The organism is Gimesia sp., assembly GCF_048262075.1.
GTDB lineage: Bacteria > Planctomycetota > Planctomycetia > Planctomycetales > Planctomycetaceae > Gimesia.
Window position 1 is genome coordinate 169,770 of the sequence record NZ_JBLXFK010000003.1, and the last position, 14,240, is coordinate 184,009.

At 50.0% G+C, this 14,240-nt stretch carries 15 protein-coding genes; 4 read left to right on the forward strand and 11 right to left on the reverse strand.

Features of this window, described 5'->3' with window-relative positions:
• Window positions 1-169 precede the first annotated feature (169 nt).
• Complete coding sequence (locus tag ACN0YH_RS08125; protein WP_417379071.1) at window positions 170-427, reverse strand: hypothetical protein; 258 nt, start codon at window positions 425-427, stop codon at window positions 170-172.
• On the opposite strand from ACN0YH_RS08125, the gene ACN0YH_RS08130 reads away from it, so the two are divergent.
• Both ACN0YH_RS08130 and ACN0YH_RS08135 read left to right on the forward strand, forming a co-directional pair.
• Window positions 374-730, forward strand: coding sequence for a transposase (locus ACN0YH_RS08130; protein ID WP_417379354.1), 357 nt, complete (start codon window positions 374-376; stop codon window positions 728-730). The two genes, ACN0YH_RS08125 and ACN0YH_RS08130, sit on opposite strands and share 54 nt — an antisense overlap.
• A gap of 20 nt (window positions 731-750) precedes the next feature.
• Window positions 751-903 (forward strand): IS66 family transposase, encoded by a 153-nt coding sequence (locus tag ACN0YH_RS08135; RefSeq protein ID WP_417379072.1) that lies wholly within the window; start codon window positions 751-753, stop codon window positions 901-903.
• Window positions 904-1,034: 131 nt separating this feature from the next.
• Here the strand turns inward: ACN0YH_RS08135 and ACN0YH_RS08140 are convergent, their stop codons facing one another.
• Window positions 1,035-2,093: a hypothetical protein gene (locus ACN0YH_RS08140; protein WP_417379073.1), complete on the reverse strand. Its 1,059-nt coding sequence runs from the start codon at window positions 2,091-2,093 to the stop codon at window positions 1,035-1,037.
• Window positions 2,094-2,278: 185 nt separating this feature from the next.
• Between ACN0YH_RS08140 and ACN0YH_RS08145 the strand changes: the two genes are divergently transcribed.
• Entirely contained in the window at window positions 2,279-2,503 is a 225-nt protein-coding gene (locus tag ACN0YH_RS08145; protein WP_417379074.1) for a Mu transposase domain-containing protein, read from the forward strand.
• Between the two features lie 21 nt (window positions 2,504-2,524).
• Window positions 2,525-2,713, forward strand: coding sequence for a hypothetical protein (locus ACN0YH_RS08150; protein WP_417379075.1), 189 nt, complete (start codon window positions 2,525-2,527; stop codon window positions 2,711-2,713).
• Window positions 2,714-2,856: 143 nt separating this feature from the next.
• Here ACN0YH_RS08150 and ACN0YH_RS08155 read toward each other — a convergent pair whose 3' ends face one another.
• From ACN0YH_RS08155 to ACN0YH_RS08195, 9 genes are all read right to left on the reverse strand, one after another.
• Window positions 2,857-3,624, reverse strand: a complete 768-nt coding sequence (locus ACN0YH_RS08155) for a helix-turn-helix domain-containing protein (RefSeq protein WP_417379076.1) — start codon at window positions 3,622-3,624, stop codon at window positions 2,857-2,859.
• Window positions 3,625-3,672: 48 nt separating this feature from the next.
• On the reverse strand, window positions 3,673-4,428 hold the full coding sequence (locus ACN0YH_RS08160; RefSeq protein WP_417379077.1) for a hypothetical protein: 756 nt from the start codon (window positions 4,426-4,428) through the stop codon (window positions 3,673-3,675).
• 8 nt (window positions 4,429-4,436) lie between these two features.
• The gene (locus ACN0YH_RS08165; RefSeq protein ID WP_417379078.1) at window positions 4,437-4,886 is read right to left on the reverse strand and encodes a TolC family protein; all 450 of its coding nucleotides are present in this window, start codon (window positions 4,884-4,886) and stop codon (window positions 4,437-4,439) included.
• Between the two features lie 38 nt (window positions 4,887-4,924).
• Window positions 4,925-5,695 carry a hypothetical protein gene (locus tag ACN0YH_RS08170; RefSeq protein WP_417379079.1) on the reverse strand — a complete coding sequence of 257 codons (771 nt, stop codon included), beginning with the start codon at window positions 5,693-5,695 and terminating at the stop codon, window positions 4,925-4,927.
• A gap of 4 nt (window positions 5,696-5,699) precedes the next feature.
• Complete coding sequence (locus ACN0YH_RS08175) at window positions 5,700-7,721, reverse strand: 2Fe-2S iron-sulfur cluster-binding protein (RefSeq protein WP_417379080.1); 2,022 nt, start codon at window positions 7,719-7,721, stop codon at window positions 5,700-5,702.
• Window positions 7,722-7,790: 69 nt separating this feature from the next.
• Entirely contained in the window at window positions 7,791-9,152 is a 1,362-nt protein-coding gene (locus tag ACN0YH_RS08180; RefSeq protein WP_417379081.1) for a Glu/Leu/Phe/Val family dehydrogenase, read from the reverse strand.
• A gap of 303 nt (window positions 9,153-9,455) precedes the next feature.
• Window positions 9,456-10,718 carry a cation:proton antiporter gene (locus tag ACN0YH_RS08185; protein WP_417379082.1) on the reverse strand — a complete coding sequence of 421 codons (1,263 nt, stop codon included), beginning with the start codon at window positions 10,716-10,718 and terminating at the stop codon, window positions 9,456-9,458.
• A 337-nt stretch (window positions 10,719-11,055) separates the two neighbouring features.
• On the reverse strand, window positions 11,056-11,301 hold the full coding sequence (locus tag ACN0YH_RS08190; protein WP_417379083.1) for a hypothetical protein: 246 nt from the start codon (window positions 11,299-11,301) through the stop codon (window positions 11,056-11,058).
• 560 nt (window positions 11,302-11,861) lie between these two features.
• Window positions 11,862-12,344 (reverse strand): hypothetical protein, encoded by a 483-nt coding sequence (locus ACN0YH_RS08195; protein ID WP_339735538.1) that lies wholly within the window; start codon window positions 12,342-12,344, stop codon window positions 11,862-11,864.
• Window positions 12,345-14,240 lie beyond the last annotated feature (1,896 nt).

Genomic DNA, 14,240 nt, shown 5'->3' on the forward strand with positions numbered 1-14,240 from the left:
CATTATTTTGAGGTTCTTACTACCTTTTTTTCGATTCTCAATTTAGACATGGTATGGGGGGATAGGTTGTTTTCTATTCTATATTTAAATCGCAACCAGAATTATTCTATGAGTACGTTTTTTGGACAAACAGATTACTTTATCTTGATGCAGAACAAGCGATTCCACTTCAGGAAGTAATTCTGAATTTCAGTAGAGCATTACAGATATTGCCCTGCGCTGTCCGTCTACGGCGGTTTCCACACATCGCCGTCGTGCCGACGGCCGCAACAACCTGCCCGATCATCTGCCTCGAGAACGGGTAGAGCATGACCTGACCGAATCCGAAAAACGCTGTCCCTGCTGTGACCAGAGGCGTCAGCGGATCGAAGAAATCAGCCACGAACAGCTGGAATTCATTCCAGCCAGCCTGAAAGTAATCGAGCACGTACGTTTCAAATACGCGTGCCGGGAGTATGAAGAACACGTGGCGCTGGCGGCGACTCCTTCCCAGCCGATTGCCAAGAGCTTCTCCGGGCCTGGTTTGCTCTCGACGATCCTGGTGGGGAAATACTCAGATCATCTCCCCCTGTATCGTCATAAATCGATTCTCAGCCGAAATGGCGTACAGCTCTCACGGAGCACCATGAGCCGCTGGGTACTGGAAACTGCGGAATTCCTGCAACCGTTACCGGTCAGGCAGGATTCAGCAGGTTTTGTGCTGGGCACATGCGCGACGCAAGTTTTATGATCCGTGGACCGTGAACGCTGGTGGCAGCGGCCGTCCATTATCTGTTAAGTCGCTGGTCGGGTTTTACGCGGTATTGTACGCAGGGAATTCTATCGATTGATAACAATCTGGCCGAACGCACCTTGCGTCCCAGCGCCATCGGCCGGAAGAACTGCTGCCAGACCAATGGTTAAAACACCACCCGGAAGCCCATAGTCCCCGACGACGATGAACTGACAGTGGTTCTACGCTGCGTTTAGTTACAGATGACTCTCAAAGGCATAGCTTTCGATGCTCGTTGACAGACCGTGTTTTCCTGAGACGATTATAGCCGTTCGGCGTTTGTCAGGTGCCAGCAATTGGAGTCGTGCAGGGCTTCCAATTGAAAGTCTTTAAACTGGGGATTGTCATGCACAAAGACCTGGGCCGACGACTTACGTTGAAAGAAGCCGAATCGCGAGAGTATGTTTGCGATCTCTTTTCGACCAAAATAATGCATGACGATCGTTTCCATACCGATCTGACGGCAGTGCTGGGTGAACGCCGCCAGTAACTGTTGGAATGATTTCTGGTCACGATAGAAAAAGTCCTGAATTCCCGCTGCATGGTCACCATTTCGGCCGGTTTCTCCAATCACATAAACCAGATAGCCCAGTAGATCCTGCTCACGGTTCTCCAAAGTCATGATCTGGTAGCGAGCCGACGGTTCATGACAAAAACGCCATTCCAGAAATTCGCGCGTGCGCTCGACCATGATAATATTGTGAGCATGCTCTTCATAAAGCCGATGAAACCGTTCATCAATCGTTGCGTCATAATTTACTTTGAGGCGATGCGACATGAATGTTCTGGATTCGAGAGAGTAGAGACGCAGTGCCAGATCAACGAGTGCTGCCGCTCCTTTTCTGACAAATCTGTTTGAGATTTTATTCTTGATCTTGTATTCACTGCGCAGCGGTTTGACCCAATGCTGGAAGGTGCCGATTTGTTTGTAGCGACATCGTTTAAAGACCGCCGCCGCAGTTTCCGTCATGCCGTACACAAAGTGAAAGTCGGTTTCAGGTAGGTGAGAGATTAAGGCACGTTGCAGTTTGAGCGCTGCCTGAGCCGATCTGTGTGCTTTATCGATGTTGATTGCTTCAGCCTGACCGACTGTGAACGGCTGGCCGTCATAGTTCATACGCCTTCGCAACATGCCGGTAGAACCAATAAGTTTGCCGGCTGATTCTTCCCGGGCCAGCCAGCAGAGGTTTTCACCAAATGGATTCTGCCGTTGAGACCAGTTAAACCACTGGGGGTCGTTTTTCTGAAAATTCCGATTAATCAGGGAAATCAATTCTTCCTGATCGTCACTCGGTTTGGCCTGGGTGATAGAGTAGCCCATGTTAATTCAGCCCGCTTCTGAAAATGAAAAATGCAATTAAGCCGTAGACAGACGTTGCTGAAGTCTAGGTCACGGGGACATAAAGTCCAATTAGCTCTGATCAACATGATTTCTTGTCTTGTTTGCATACTATTCCTTTCTTTGAAGTTGGCTTTCAAATTAAGACGGTAGAGATTGCCTGGAACATGCTAATCATTCATGAGATTCTACAGAGTGACCGGAACGATCTGAATCGCCAGTTGCGTGGACAGACCTCCCCCAAACACAGCTTGCTGGCGGAAAAACAACAGCAGTTCCTGCGTCCCCTGCCACAGCAGACATTCGAAGCCTGCCGGCTGGGACAGGCACACGCCAATTCCCTGTCGCTGGTCCGCTTTGATACCAACAGTTACTCGGTCCCGACAAAATAAGCGCATCGTCAGATCACCATCGTGGCCACCATCGCTGATGTGCGGCTGGTGTTTGAAGAGACGTTAATCGCCTGGCACAAGCGGGACTGGGGCCTGGAACGGACCTGTTTTAACGCGATCCATTATCTGATTTTACTGGAACGTAAGCCTGGATGCTTTGATCATGCCCCCCTGGAGCACTACCCGAGAGCCCTTCTGCTCGCATCCTGATTCGACCGGACACCTGATAATTGATCGTTTGCTATTAAAGCAGTCGATTCAGGAACTGAGCGAGCACCGGACCGTAGCGTGCCGCATCGTAATTTGATCGCAAGTTCCACGCCGCTTCGCGCAGTTGCGCAACCAGCGAGCGGTCAGCAAGCGTCTGTGCGAGTTCGTCTGCCGTGTCGAACTCTAACATGGGGTAATCCCTCACCGCCGAGTGCGTTTTTGACCAACTGCATTAGCAGCAATTCAAAGCCATCACGGTCCTTTTTTCGCAAGGTGGCGTAGTCATCTTCCAAGCCGACAATTGATCCATCATCGGCCACACCGACTAGTAGGTCACCACCATCATGGTTCAAGAATCCAGCAATCGTTTTGACAATCACTATCTCGAGAGCCTTATTGCACTTCTTCTGACGGTGGTCCCACCGCAACGAGGATTTGAACTCGACGACGTCACTTTCCCCCGAGGCGATGAGTAAGTGGATCGTCATCCCCAATTTCCGGTCCAGTTGAGAAACGAGGAGCAGTTTCCGCGTGATGGCACGCGCATAGAGCCCCGACCCCATTCCAAACAATCCTCCGATCAGTGCAAACGCTCCGGTCATCAGCCACATTTGAGGCATGAAAGCACTCCCCATCCGCGATACAACCAAGTGAAGAACGCCGGATTGCGTAAGTTCGGGATGAAATTCGTAACAATAGATGACCATTGTCACGGGATGCAAAATCAAAATTCCCAGGATAACACCGCTCAGTGTATGAACCGGCACGATCCACTTCAGCCGATCATGACGCCGTTCCGTTAGTCTTCCTCGGTTGTCAGGTTGCTCATTATGTGATAGCGCTGCTTCTCTTCGAACGGTCACCTCGGTAGCCATCTCGGTTGATGGATCTCGGTCGAATGTGTGATTCATTTGATTTTGTCTTCCTTGCCGATAAATCTTTACGTTGCTAAAGAGATACTAATGGTGCTTATACCAGCCGGACCCAAGAATGTCGTTCCAAGATGTTGTCTGGTGGCACTGAAAGCATTGATCAACACGAGCGTGTGGCCGGCTGGCGACGCGGGCTGAAATCATCTTGAAGTGCATCATGTAGTGACTGGGCGGTGCTTGGTGGCATTGCGCGCAGTCCATTGAATTGGGGGATGGGTGTCGGAATTCGGCAATCGTCCACTTGTCCGTAGCGTGGCATTGAGCACAGTCTTGGCCAAAGAGTTGGAAATGCTGGTCATCGTTTGAGTGGCAGGTGGCACAGTTGAGGACCACTTCGTCAGGCGTAATATTGGCGTGCGATGGCACCCATAACTTCGACCAAGTCATCAATTCGCTGTTGATATCATCATCTTTCAATTGACGCAAACCTATCTTGGCCAGCATCACGTGATCCATACTTGTCGCGCGTTTTCCTCGACCTTGATGCTCCAAGTGGCACTCTTTGCAGCTACTGATACTGGCATGGAACGACGTCGGTTGCCGTTGCAAAAGAGACTCGTTGTTGGCATGGCAGACGATGCATTTCGACGTCTCGATGCCGGTGAACGATGTGTGGCATGCGGCGCAATTGTTTTCCAGATGCGCATGAGCGGCCGACAATTGGCCGGGTTCGGCCAAGCGTTGCCAGGTGGAGGGTTGCTTCAGCGCAAATTCGCTCGACGTCATGATCCATAGGACGACGAACAAAATGCTTGCAACAATGTATATCCATTTGCCTTTCATATGTTTTTTCAGCCCTGCATTTTCTTCTGTCGCTCACGTACGAGCCTGATTTCCACTTTCAGGCGATCTGACTGACTGCTCAGAATAGCTGCCACGGAACCATTCCCGGATTTATGTTTCGCCTCGGCAATCTTCTCCAACTCACGCGCCAACTTCATAGATCTTTCCAGCAGCTTGATCCGCTCTTCATGACTAGTGGCGAGTTCGAGTTCCACCAGCAGAAGTTGCTGACGCGCCTGTACAACAGACTCCAGACCAGTTTTTCCGTTGCGATCAGTTTCTGTTTGTACTTTTACAAGTTGCGAAAGTACGAACTGACGTTTCTGCAAAAGTTTGACGATGGACTCCGCGGTTGCAGGTGTTGGTTCGTTGCCGGATGAACCAGCCGGCCCCGCGGTCAGAATCGTCGCAATAAAGAAGCCGGTCACAAATTGATTAAGTAGAAGCGTCGTGTTCATAGTTTCTCTCCTGGGAACATGTCAGTTAAAGGTTATGACTATATAAACCACCTCAGACCAAAATAGATCGCGAAGTACACATGCAGAGCCAACAGTCCGTACAAAATGAACGAAATTACGATGTGAAACTTGAGCCACTTCCCAAACCACATTTTAAATTCCTCATGGGTTGCAATGGCGTATTCGACATCGGCAATGGCTTCGGCCAAGCGGACTATTTCGCGGGGTGACGAAGCAGTGGTATCATTTGTTTGCAGCAAGGATTTCTCTGGAAGGAAGAATCCCGCAGCCAGTCTGGAAAAGAAGCCAGCGAAGGCACGGATCGTGAGGGTTTCCTGGGGACGATCCGCCAGCTCTTTCTTAGTGTGATCATAAATCTTTTCCAATTCACCAAGCTGGGCATTCTTCTCGCGGATTTCCGTTGAGATCTGTTTCATCAGGTATCGTCCCATAAAGCCGCTGAATACGACCAACAACATCATCGCCGTCAGAGCGACACCAAGTGGGCTTTCGTACTTGTGGCCGCTATGAATCACTACCAGGATCGGTCCAGTGACTCCCGCATAAATGTGCCATGCCAGTAGCGTCCGCATGGAGACGTACTTTGTCACAGCTTTCTTGAGCCGTTTGACTCGTTTGATGATCATATAAGCGAGTGGCACGAGCATCAGTAGCGCACCGGTCACACCAAATACCCCGCCCCATAAACTGCCAGCGAATCGCGGCGACTCGTGAAACGGGAATCCTAGCCAGGTGATGAGCATCAACACCACCAAACCAGTCACTACGATTTTTTCACGCTCTTTCATCTTCTTACACTTCTACACTTACATTGCCGGTTGATTTTGCTTGACAGGCAAGAATCATTCCGGCCTCTTTGTCTTCCGGTTCCAAGCCATCCTCGACTTCCATTGAAACTCTTCCTGATAGGAGTTTGACTACGCACACCCCACACGAGCCAACCCGACACGAGTATTCGATGTCAACATCTACGCGCTCGGATGCCTCCAAAACGGTCTCGTCCGCGTGAAATTGTGTTGACTTACCTGATTTGCTGAAGGTCACCGTTCCGCCTGTCTCAGCGATGTCCGTCTCAGCCGTCTTCGCTCGTTCTTTGGCCCGCACTTGTGGCTTCTGTTCGCCTCCGAAATTCTCGGTGTGAATGCTCTCCGCAGGCACTTTGAGTTCCACCAGCATTTTCTTGACTGCATCCATCATCGCAGCCGGACCACAGATGTGAATCCGTCTGGACGCAATTTCTGGCACCCACTCGGCTAGTAAGTCCCGCGATAGCCTACCCTTCCGATAGCCATCTATGTCTTCTTCGATGCGACTCATAGCAACGAAAACATGCAAATTCTCGTGTTGCTCCTGAAGCCGATTTAGTTCGGACTCGAAGATGAGATGCTCAGGGTCATGGCAGGCCACGATGAAGTAGATGTCACCACCCCAGACCATGTCCGTCAGTGCGCGGGTGACGCTCATCATCGGCGTGATCCCCACACCACCGGCTATCAACACAATGCTGTCTGTCTCTTTGCCGGTGAAGAAGAACTTACCACTGGGGGCCTGCACCTCAATCGTGTCGCCAACTTTTAATTCGTCGTGAAGATATCGTGAGCCCGCGCCATGCTCTTCCCGCTTGACCGTGATCTCGCAGTAGTAACCCTGGGTTGGAGACGAGGAGATCGAGTAACTTCGCCTGATCGGTTTTTCGCCGACCGGCAACGTGAGCGTGAGAAACTGGCCCGGCAAATAATTAAAAGGGATGCCGCCCCCATGGCAGGCGACCAACCGAAAAATTTTTACGTCGGGTGTTTCCTGGTTGATGCGGGCCACCCGCAACCGGCATAGCTTCTTCTTACGAATCGGCAGGAGACCTGCTGAGATATCTGGCCGATCAGTGAATTCCTCGTCGCTGGGGCAAGTCTCTTCCGAATCATTGCAACAATCGGCAACGGTTGCCGACTTATTGGAATCCTTCGAGGTTGCAGGATGCTCAGATTCAGTCAGTGAATCTGATGGCGGACTGGTCGAGGGAGAAACCCTCGTCGTACTGGCACCTTCGTTAGCCGACTCGGCTGTGGTCAGTTTTTCAAGCAGCGCCGAGGCACGACGCATCTTAAAGAAGTACATGGCAATCATGGCGGCAGCGAAGACACTCAATAAAACCATCACCCCTGTATGAAAGGGCGTCATGCCCCAGACCCGCCCCTCCGTCGGTTCCGCACCTGCAGGTGGCAGCAGGTTCATCTCGCGCTTAAACCATTGTAAAGCGACGTTGCGGGGCGCTTTGCCCTCGGCGATTGCACGGTGAGCAGCCAAACCACTTTCGAACTGTGTCAATCCCTCGCGCATCTTGGCCGTGGCCACTTGCATCACACCGAAATCGTCGGTCGGTGTAGTGTTGGCCAGTTCGTCAAGCCCAGCGGCTAGCAGTTTCGTGCCTTCCATCATCCGCTGGTGGGCTTCTTGTACGATCACAGCCCGCTCTTCCATGGGCAGGTCGGGCAAATCCATCAACTTGGGGTACAGTTCTTTGGGCTTGGGGGCGCCCATTTTTTCCATCATCCCACCCATGCCGCTACCCTTACCACCTCCCATCATTCCACCACCCTTGCCGCCCCCCATCATTCCTCCACCCATACCAGGACCTTTGCCCGCCGGTCCTGCTTTACCTGTTCCGGCCTGTCCCGGATGATGTTTTTTGTGCTCTTCGGGAGACACCTGCCCGTAGGTGAGCGACGTGACCATGAACGCAAGTCCGAGCACAGCAAGGAACGGCACACCGGTCCAAGGGATTACCTTAAAGTTCAGAATTAAGTCTTTGATCATGCTCTCTCCAGTCACTCTCACATCAGCTGTCATAGGGTCGATTAACTTACTCTGGTCTCGTTCTCATCTTTAATCTGAGACGATGCCGTTCGAGAAATATTGGCTGGTGCCTTGTGACTCAATCGCTTCGCTGATTCGGTTCAATCCTTGGGCATAGGCTGCTGTTCGCATATTGATTGCATGATTTGTCATCAGTTCGTATATCGCGTTGAACTCCCGAGCGATAATGCGCTGCAAGCGATCTTGTACTTCATCTTGCGTCCAATAATATCCCGCACGGTTCTGAACCCACTCAAAGTAACTTACTGTAACGCCACCTGCATTAGCAAGAATATCTGGAACCACGAACGTGTTTCGTTTGACCAAAATCTCGTCAGCAGCGTTTGTTGTGGGGCCATTGGCGACCTCGACAATCATTGGCGCCTTGATTCGGCTGGCGTTGTCAGCGGTTATTTGATTCTCCAGCGCGGCGGGAATCAGAATATCCACGCCCAATTCCAGCAGATCGGCATTGCTGATTGACTCGCCCGTGGCTGGATCATTTGTGGTACATTTACACTCGGACTCGACATCCCCACAAACGGGACAATCGCATACCGATCGTTCACTATAGACGCTACCAACCATCTGGCCTTCTTGTTTCAACTTGATGGCCCTTGGAATATCAAGTCCTTCGGCTCGATAGATACCACCTCGCGAATCGCTGATGGCGACGATACGGTAGCCGTCAGCATGTAGCAGTCGTGAGACGTGTTGTCCCGCATTTCCGAATCCCTGAACGGCAACACGGATGTCGGTTGGCTGCCAATCCTTCAGCTTCTCCAATTCCTTAATACAATAGTATGCTCCACGGCCCGTCGCGTCGTCACGCCCTAGGCTACCGCCCAAAGGAATTGGTTTGCCGGTGATCACAGCCGGTATACGTTGGCGATGAATCTTTGAATATTCATCCATCATCCAACCCATAATCATGGCGTTTGTATACACGTCCGGGGCCGGAATGTCAGTTTCTGGCCCAACGAAGTCTGCGACTTGTCCGATAAATCCGCGGCTCAGCCGTTCCAGTTCCATCCGTGAAAGTTGTTTTGGGTCAACAATCACGCCACCCTTTCCGCCTCCAAATGGGATGCCCACCACGGCAGACTTGCAGGTCATCCAGAAGGCCAGCGCCTTTACTTCATCCAGAGTCACGCCCGGGTGAAAGCGAATGCCGCCTTTTGTCGGTCCACGTGTGTCGTCGTGTCGGACACGATATCCTTGAAAAATCCGTAGCGAGCCATCATCCATGCGAACCGGTATTGAGACCTGCAGCACAGCCTTGGGGTGCCGCAGTTGCTCGATTGCCTCTTTATCAATTTTTGTGAATTCAGCTGCCCGATCAAGTCGACTAATTGCGTCCTCAAAAATTCCGTTAATTACCTGTTTGGCCATCGTTACTACCTCTTGAAATTATGACTGCTGTAGCCTGTACAAGGCTGAATGGTGACTCGGTATAGAGAGCACCAGTCTTCTATGGTTCCTTAGATGCTGCTTACTACGGCATTCTTCATAATGTAGTAGATTTTTTCTTCTTTAACGGCCTTGGCAGCACAAGCCCTCCACGGCCAGCAATATTGGAACCACTATCCTGTCCCAATTGATGCACGGCGCATCGTATATATGAAAAACGCAAAAACGTTCTCCAGTTCCGGAACCTCGTCATCACGCCATGAGTTCGCGTCCGTGGAAATTACCTCAGCACCGGTGAAACGGCATTTCGTTGATTGATTCGTGCTCAGCGGCTGCACCCATTTGCTGCGTAGCCGCTGTGCGGCGGGCATACCATTTCGCTGCCGGATAGGCAGTTAATCCGTGACTGAATACACTTAAAGCCACCGTCGCCATAGCTACTGCGAAGATCTCCTGCCGAGCAGGGACGGCAATTTCTTCCATCAGCACCAAAGCAAATACAATTGATGCAACTCCGCGTGGTCCGAACCAGCCGACAAACAAACGTGTTTCCAGTCGCAGCCGTGTTCCCACAAGGCTAACTGCCACAGGCAGCATCCTTAGCACAGTTAACCCCATAATACTGTAGAAACCTCCAAGAAATGTGATGTTGGCAAAGGCCTGTGGCAACAGGACGGCACCAAAAACTAGAAATACCAGCAACGTTAGTAACTGCCCTTCGGCCTCTGCGAATTCGCGGACAGCGCCGCAGATTACTCGCGAGACGTTTCCGATGGTCAGTCCTGCACAGAAGGCGGCAATGAAACCATTGCCGCCGACTAACTCGGCTGCACCAAAAGAGAGCAGTGCCAGGGCGAGTGTCGTGAGTTCGAGAAACGAATGACTGATCCACTCGCGCCGTGACGCATGCTCAATCAGTTTACCCCCGACGTAGCCAACTCCGATGCCGACCAGTGGACCAAGGCCGACTTGCATCGCGGTAAAGCGAACCCAATACGCGGTAGACTCTGGATGCTCAGCCACACGTGCGCCGCACAGAAAGATCAGAAACAGCGGTAGACATAGCCCATCATTCAAACCACTTTCGACGCTGATGCTTTGGCGAATTCGAATCGGTACTAATTTATTCGTAACCACAACATGGGCCAAAGCGGCATCAGTTGGCGCCACAATCGTCGCCAATACAGCGGCCTGCCAAAAACCCAGTTCTTGGAATAACAACCAAGCGATAAGGGTACCGAAAGCAATGCTAAGCGGCAGTCCAATCGTCAGTAACCGGACCGGCAGATTATGTTCCCTGTACAGCAATTTCAGGTCGATCCGCGATGCGTCTGTGAACAGCACGATGACCAAAGTCAGTTCAGCAAGTAAATATATTACATTGTTTGCCAATTGGAATTCGAGTAGGCGAAAGCCCGCATCTCCAATCAACAGACCGAATAAGACGAAGACCATAGGTGCTGTGACGACACTCTGCCGCAATCGCGTCGAAACAAGACCGAAGAGAATGATTCCCAAGGCGATAATGGTGACAGATTTTATATCCATGAGCGATTACCCGATGCCTCGCAGCTGCATTGAACGGTTGGGAAGTATCGGTAACAGATGGTTGTGCGGAACGGGTTCCCATTCTGGCTCGTCGTTGAGTGGCTCAGAGGCAATGATTATCGACGATGCTCGGTTAGATGGGCGCGTTGTTAAGACATTCAGAGTGATCTCGGCCTCGATGTAAAGGACGAATCGGCACATAGCGAATTTGACTCCCCACAGGGCCCTATACAACCGTAGGGCAGGTTGAAATTCTGCCCTACGGTGACAGCTTGGTGCAGTCCTGACCCTCACGGTCAGATTAAGTCTTAACTATTTCAAGTTACTTTTTGCCTAGTTAGTGATGGTGTTTAGAACCGCTGCCAGGCTTGGTAGCACAGACAAACATCGCGTCATCACCGCACTTCGAGCAAACATGGTTCACTTCTTCGTTCTTTCCTTTTCCTTTGCCGGTACCAACAACAGTGACACTACCGCCACAAGCGGCACATTTGTGCTTTTGGCCAATAGACAGCATTTTGACATGCGATTTGTCCTTAGTCACATGCTGGACCATCACATGCTTGCACATGCTACACGCCATGGCAATCGAGTCTCCCGGCTTCAGAGCTTCCGCCTCTGCTTGGGTCTTGATGTGGTTCATATGGACCGCATGATGCCCATGATGAGCATCATGTTTTTTGTCATCTGCGTGGGCTGCAACGGACCACCACACCATCATCGTAATGGCGAGTGTAAGTCCCGAAGTGATGCTAAGCTTGCTGATGAGGTTAGTTTTCTTTGTTTCGATCTGAGTAGCGTTCGATATCGAACGAAACGCTCGCGGCCGATGCACTAACCTCAAGTACTATTCGATCAATGCCATTTCGCGAAATGGGTCGATATTTGGCTCGTCCGAGAACTCAAGTCAGGGTTTCGAAGACGACGATTCGCAAACTTATTTTACTTCGATCTTTAACACCGACGCGAGTTGGAGACTCTACTTCACCACAGAAGTTTGACTAACTTCTGCGTGTTGGAGTTGACGCCAATTACAGTCGGTATTGGCGACCGGACGAGCATAACGTTCGCGGGAACCGGCGCTGGGGCGAAAGACATTGAATTCAGAACCTGCACGGTCGCGGCTCCGTGTCCAACTGTTTGTTATGCCCCACCACGGATAAAGAGTGGGTACTTCTTGAGTTCTGCGAATGCTGACTTCAGCGATTCAGTCTGGCATTGCTTGGCAATTGTTTTGAAGGTCTCGTGGTAGTAGCCATGTACCCATGCTTTCCGAATGTCGCGTTCGTCCAGTTCGTTGAATAGTATTTCGTCGAGCCATGAGCTGTCACGCGATTTGCGGCATGCGCATTCTTGAAAATGCCCAACCAGCTTTTCGGCCAAGTAAAGGCCCTCATCGAACATACCCATGACATCAGTGGTCAGATCCTCCAGCGGATCAATTTGTTCATCTGGAGTCTTGTACGTGATACGGTCAAAAGCGACTCGCGGAGGGTGAACAGTTTTTGGAAATCCGACGAATGCTTCAGCGCGGTATCGATGGGGGTCCTGTTGCTCATCAGCACCAACAACAATGATGGCGGATCCGAATCCGAAGATGTATTTGGTCGAATAGAACTTATGCATGGATGCTAGAGCTTTTGGGCATAACTATTGATAGACAGAATTTGATTCTGTCTAAATCTATCAGGGTTTCTGTCTATTATCAATTGACTATATATGAACTAGTGAAAACGGTTAAAATTATTCAGGGAAGACCGACATGACAGCGGATGTTGACCCTCTCCTCTCTATCAGGATCACGCAGCATACCCACTGCCTGTCTAAAACTAGCGTCGGTCCGACAACCCTGAGGCAGTTAAGCAATGTTACATTGCACAGGATAACTATTTCGAGAAACCTTGGTTTTTGACTTTAACGATTTGGGTGAAGTGGGGATTTTCTCATTAAGGTTTAATTCGCGTTCTCTGAAGAGAACCGGCTCTTAACCTTTATTGAGAAGTGGGGCAGCAAGTCCTTATACATCGTTTACTTAGAGCATTGTTGGTCGGCGGGGTAAGTATTGAAAATGCTATATTCTTACGATTTGAGCCCATTAATTAATTGTCAGGCTTACTTTGATTTAACGATTCACTATTTCTGGGGAACTTCAACGTTCTAATTGAGTCCGGTTTTCATCGCTACTGATGAATTAAAGTATTTTGATTTCGCTTGCAGTAAGATCATAATCTGTACGTGTAGATTAAAGGGATGAGATACTGAATTTCTAGCTATCCGCGAAAATGAAGAGTTAGACGGACGTCGCACGCGCCCTGAAAACTCATGCCTTTTTGCGAATTCAGACTTGCTGAAGTGACTCCGTTCTCAGCAATCACGGTTTAATCAAGATAATTTGCAAAAGTGTGAACAAGATTAGGGCAATGGCAACGATTTCTAGCGTAATCTGGTACTGTCATCTAGCCAGGGCATCCAAAAAATGCGATTTTAATGTCTAACCAACGGAGCTCGTTGTCCCGTTTGATGATGCGTTAATCAGTAGGAAACTGCGTAGGAAGTTTGATATTCTTGCCCTCGCAGGGGCAGCCACTACTGACCGCTCAGTGCTTGTCCACAATTACCGACTCCACCAACGCCTTGGTGGTATCCGACTCAGAAAAGTTTTGACGTACCTAAGTCATCTAAAGGAATACTGGAAATGATAGTCCTAATTCTTGCTAGTTCCCCATATCCCTGCAGTTTGGGGAGCATGGGAAATGTGGGCGTCGAAATAGTGGTTGTGCGAGGTAAAACCTGTAATGTTGGACGAGACCAGCACGCAGACAGACGAAGTGATTCACAAAAAATGATCACCTCAAATACCGAGTTGCTGTAAAGCCGTTGAAGTCGACATGACGATATAAAGGAAGACCATTTTGATTCGTTTTTGAATTTACGTGGTCACATTGATCACACTTTCTGGTGAATATTCAACGGAAACTAACCAGGACAAACCGCAAGTTGTTCTAAAATAATTTGAGTTTGAGATTCGGATGAAACTGATTCGCCTGTTTTTAATTGCCTTGTTATTGCAACCATGCCCCGTCTGTTGGGGACAAGGAATCGCCGCTGTGGGGCAGTGTGAAAATAGCGAGTCTGAGAAAAGTCTTTCGACTCCCGCCTGTTGCACCCATTTTTGTCACACTCAGGAACAACATCAGTCACAACAGCACGATCCTCAACATGATTGTCCTTGTGTATGTCATGTGACAGATGTGGTTTATGCTCAAACGGCCTCATCAATTCACTTGCGTGGAATCACAACACCTTTGAGCGCGACACTAGATGTCTATTGTCAATCTGTGCAAAATACGGTTGCTAAAAAGAGCAACGTTTCTTCTTCCAGTGTGTTTATCACAGCACCGTTGCGCATATAGATCTTCTTCCTCGGGCACGCTTGCCTCGGACCTTACCTCATTGTGTAGAGACACTTCTTTTCGCCACAGAGTTCATACATTGGTATAAGGATTGCGACAAAGAGCCTGT